Origin of the sequence: Bradyrhizobium sp., assembly GCF_019244115.1 — a bacterium.
GTDB lineage: Bacteria > Pseudomonadota > Alphaproteobacteria > Rhizobiales > Xanthobacteraceae > Bradyrhizobium.
In genome coordinates, this window is the sequence record NZ_JAFATE010000149.1 from 1 (window position 1) to 4393 (window position 4393).

Annotated in this window: 5 protein-coding genes and 1 pseudogene; 2 read left to right on the top strand and 4 right to left on the bottom strand. The window is 62.5% G+C overall.

Annotation, left to right across the window (positions count from 1 at the left end):
* Positions 1–283 (top strand): annotated as a pseudogene (locus tag JOZ76_RS06690) (hypothetical protein); the annotation flags it as partial.
* Positions 284–722: 439 nt separating this feature from the next.
* Here JOZ76_RS06690 and JOZ76_RS06695 read toward each other — a convergent pair.
* The 4 genes from JOZ76_RS06695 to JOZ76_RS06710 all read right to left on the bottom strand — a co-directional run bounded on the left by JOZ76_RS06695 (position 723) and on the right by JOZ76_RS06710 (position 3160).
* Entirely contained in the window at positions 723–962 is a 240-nt protein-coding gene (locus JOZ76_RS06695; protein ID WP_291697839.1) for a hypothetical protein, read from the bottom strand.
* 205 nt (positions 963–1167) lie between these two features.
* Positions 1168–1872 (bottom strand): outer membrane protein, encoded by a 705-nt coding sequence (locus JOZ76_RS06700; protein ID WP_291697840.1) that lies wholly within the window; start codon positions 1870–1872, stop codon positions 1168–1170.
* Between the two features lie 251 nt (positions 1873–2123).
* A complete protein-coding gene (locus JOZ76_RS06705) occupies positions 2124–2546 on the bottom strand; it encodes a hypothetical protein (RefSeq protein WP_291697841.1) in 423 nt (140 codons plus the stop codon).
* Positions 2547–2791: 245 nt separating this feature from the next.
* Entirely contained in the window at positions 2792–3160 is a 369-nt protein-coding gene (locus JOZ76_RS06710) for a His-rich protein BRANT (RefSeq protein ID WP_291697842.1), read from the bottom strand.
* A 309-nt stretch (positions 3161–3469) separates the two neighbouring features.
* Here JOZ76_RS06710 and JOZ76_RS06715 point away from each other — a divergent pair, with 309 nt between their 5' ends.
* Positions 3470–4012 (top strand): tetratricopeptide repeat protein, encoded by a 543-nt coding sequence (locus tag JOZ76_RS06715; RefSeq protein ID WP_291697843.1) that lies wholly within the window; start codon positions 3470–3472, stop codon positions 4010–4012.
* The last annotated feature ends 381 nt before the right edge of the window (positions 4013–4393 follow it).

Genomic DNA, 4393 nt, shown 5'->3' on the forward strand with positions numbered 1-4393 from the left:
GCTGGCTCCGCTCGAACGGAAGTTCGACCAGGTCAGCATGTCCAGCGAGATCCGCTCGCGGATCGCGGCCTTTCGTGCTCATCAGGAGCGCTTCAACCGCGAGCGCCACGAATATTTCAACGCGACGCTGGCAAGGCTGCGCGCGGAGATCAACGAATTGCCCGCACCCGTGCGGCGACAGGCGGACGGCGCCGCGAATGGCCGGCGGCCCGACGTGACGCTCGATCAGTCGCGCGCGGCGGCGGGCGCGCCGCCTCAGCGCCGCCCAGAGGGGCGCACCTAAACTTTCCTCCACGGCCACGCCGGTTCGCCGTGGCAGGGTGTGCGGTGATGGAGCCAGATCAAATTTTCCGAGAGATCAGCGCGTTCGCACGGCGGCGGGCCATGATCCTGAGCAATTAAAGCTCAGAGCCAGGCCAAACACAGCGCCAGATTGGCCACGCAAGCCATTAGCAGCCCGATGCTCAGCGGCAGCTGCATGCCGTGGCAGAATGTATGTGGGGTGGTTCCCATGGCGGGGACCATCCGGCGATTCTACGCCGGGAGTCCCGGGGATTCTTTTTTTCGGAATTTACCACTCGTTAACGACTCAAGGCCGCCCCGGCCCCGTGCAAAAATGCACGGACTGCAGCGATCCACGCAGACACGCCGCCCGCGAGCTGTTGCCTGCGTATCGAAACAGCAACTGACAAGGGGTGACGTGCGCGGGGGAGCCTGGGAGACTAAGGCGTCGCCGCGGCCAGCGAAGCCTGTTCTGAGGGAAGCTCGACGCAAACCTTCTTGCGATGCAGACCCCTGATCGCTCCGGTCACCTTGAGCACCTTGCTCGGACCGCATGAGGCATCCTGAACGAAGGCGACCTCGTAGGGCACCAGCACCAGAGGTTCGGATTTCAGGACAGTCTGGCCAAGGCAGGGCTGCGCAATCAGAGATAGAAGGAGTACCGACGCCCAAATACGCATTGTTGCTTTTCCACCCAGCCCGGCGACTCATAATAGCCGATTGCTGAAGAAAGTTTCACGACGGCCGCAAATTTTTTTGCAGAGCAGCGCGGCGGTCCGGCGGCGCAATGGCTATTCTGAAAAAACGGGACTGAGTTGCGCCCGGCGCATTGCCGACGGCAGAACATCGAGCGGGCGCAAGCCCAGCGCCCCGCCTACTTCCCACCTACTTGTTGACGACGGGACCGCCCCAGCCGAAGCGATAGCTGACGCCGACCTTGACGGAGTGTTCGTCATCCTTGACGCGGGTTCCGACGACCGTCGGCGGGCCTGCGGTGAAGGTCGTGTTGCCGAAATTGTAGTACTGGTACTCGGCCTTGGCCGACCAGTTCGGCGCAAACATGTATTCCAGGCCGGCACCGACGGTGTAGCCGTCCTTGTTGTTGCCGGTGGTGGCAAAGGGCACCGGCGCCCCAGCAACGCTCACCCCGATCGCATTGTTGTCGCGCCAGGCAAAGCCGCCCTTGGCATAGACCAGGGCCGGTCCCCAGGTGTAGCCGACGCGGCCGGTAACGGAGCCGAGCTGGTCGTTCCGCCCGGTAACCACGGCGCCGCCCGGAAAGGTCACGCCGGTGGTGTTGCGGTTCAGCCAGCTATATTGAGCCTCCAGGCCCATCACCCAGTTCGGGGCGAACTGATAGTCGAACCCACCCTGCACGCCGCCCAGGAAGCGGCCACCGCCACCCTCCAGGCTGTTGTTGTCAGCGAATGCCCCGCCGAGATGGCCGCCGATATAGAAGCCGGTCCAGTTATAGATCGCCTGTGGAGCGGTCATGGCCGGCGCCTTGGTGTATTTCGGCGTGATGTCGGCTGCCGCGGCCGGAGCCGCGACGGCAGCGCACACGGCCGCTCCCACCAGAAGCCTTTTCATGACGATCCCCATAGTCTCGCTACGCCCTTTAACAAACAACATGGGCCGTAATTAGTTACGGTTTGGATATAATTCGTGAGCCCCTTCCTGAGATGCGAATTGCGGCGGGCCTTTGCAACTGTTGCACTGCAGCAACAACCGGTTCCGTTCATCCTTCGGCCAGGAAAACGCCAAAACGCTCCCTTGGTTTCGTCGCGGCTGTGAAGACGGCGGCTCGACGCGCTCGCCGGAAAGTGATCGGACGGCGCTCCCTACCGGCCCATTTTCTCGAGCTCGGGGAACGGCGCGTAGGTGACGCCGGAGCATACCTCCGCCGCTTTCTCGATAACGCGGTCGAGGCGGCCGTCGACATAGACGACGGCGCGCTCCCCCGCACCGTGATAGCTGCCGTCAAAATCCCGCGACGAATAGCGCAGGCAACTGACGTAGCGAATCCGGCCGCCGACGGTACGCTGCACCGGCTCGGCCATCGCGGCCTCGCGGACACCCACCGGATTATTGAGATAGGTGTGCATGAAGGCCAGGATCTCGGGGCGATAATTGTTCGGATAAGGCTGGTCGGCGACGCCGCGATCGCTGGTAAAGGCCATGCCCCCAGAACTCTCGCCGCCGGCACAAGCCGCAAGCGCGATCGGCAACAGCACGACCGCCAGATATCTTGCTGACCTCGACAAGGGCACCCCGCCTTCGAAACCACCCGCGATTCCCAGACGCTTTCTAGACCGTCCCTCAGCAAAAGAAAATCGGCATGCATGCCAACGCTTCGCAGGGACTTGGACCACAAGATTTGGACCACAAGATTTGGACGGCGAGGACGGCCGGCCCGCATCACCAGGAACAGACGCGGGCCGGCCCAAAGCTCTTGATCAGTACGACTTGATCAGCATGGCCTGATCAACACGCGGTGAGCAAAATTTGATCAGCCGCGCTTGCTCGACGGCTGAGCCTGCTTGAAGCTCACCTTCGGGCTGCTCTTGACCGGCGCCTTGGCCTGGATCTTCGCGTGGCTCTTGGTCTTCAAGGCCGCCACCTTGTGCTGCTTGTGATAGCGCAGATGGCTGATATGCTTCTTGTGACGCTTGCCCATCTTGGCATTGGCATTCAGCGCCTTCGACTTGGTGGTGGTCGCCGCGCCGGTCTTCAGATCAGTCTGCGCGCCGGTCGTCGCATCGGCCTTGCTCTGCGTGGTCTGCGCGGGAGAAGTCGCGGTGCTCTTCGTACCGGCAGCAAAGGCAGGCGCGGCGATGAGCGAGGTCGCGAGCAGAGCCGCGGAAATCGTTTTCAGCATGGTCATCTCCTGTTCGAATGAGGATCTTCAGCTGGCCGGAGTGCCCGGGCTGTTCGATCATGGTGAGGAGCCTATTGCCGGCGCACTGAATGCCCCCTGAAGTGATGCGCCAGCTTCCGTTCATCTCCATGACAATCTCGTCATGTTTTGCGCTGCCTCACTGGTCACGTTATGGCCGGCATCTTGTGCCATTGTCGGCACACTATCTTCGCAAACATACGCGAAAGGCTGGGAATGTTCGGCGCGCTTGAGGGTTCATGTCCCCAGGCATCCATTGCAAGATCGCCGAATGGAAACCAGGAGAAATGCATGAACAAAGTTGCGACCAGGCTCTTGACGCTGGCAATGTTCTCGATGGCGGTGACCGCCGCTCCGCTGTTCACGAAGGCCTATGCGGCTGGCAGCGACACTCCCTCTCCGCCGGCATCGAGCTCGAAGGACAAGAAGAAAGGCGACAAGAGCTCCAGCATCGAAGACCCGAAATTCCTTGCGGGTTATCGTACCGCCTACACGACGATCTATGATCGCCACGACTATGCGAATGCGATCGAGCAGTTGAAGGCGCTGGGACAGGACGACCGCGCCGACGTCGCCAACCTGATCGGCTACTCCTATCGCAAGCTCGGCGACTACAAGCAGTCGCAGGTCTGGTACGAGCGCGCGCTGGCGGCCGATCCCGACCACGTGCGCACCTGGCAGTATTACGGCCTTTGGGCGCTCGAGCAGGGCAACCGCGAACAGGCGCAGTATCATCTGAACCGCATCGCGATGCTGGTCGGCACCGAGGCTCCGGAATACCGCTCGCTCGCCGACGCGATGGCCAAGCCCCCGGGCACCGGCCTCGTCTACTAAGTCTCAAGGGGTCCCCTCCAAAGCGGCGCAACCTCCCCGGGTTGCGCCGTTTTCCTTTTTACGGGATGACACTACCGCGACCCAGTTCTTATCCATCGGATGCGAGCCGGCGCGCCGCACGCGCAGCAAGAAATGGGATCTTGAGCGACATCAGGGTAAGGGGTCGACCACGAGGGTCGCCCCTACCGTCGGGCACCGCGTAAGGCGCCCTACCGTCAGGCGCCGCGTAGGGGCGACCCTCGTGGTCGCCCACTAGCCTCGTCACTTCATCAGCGCCTCGGCCGCGCTCCGGAACGCCTGTCGCGAGGCGTCGCGCGCATAGAACATGTGACCGCCCGGAAATACCACGAGCTTGACCCGCGGCGGCGCCGCAAAGGCGGG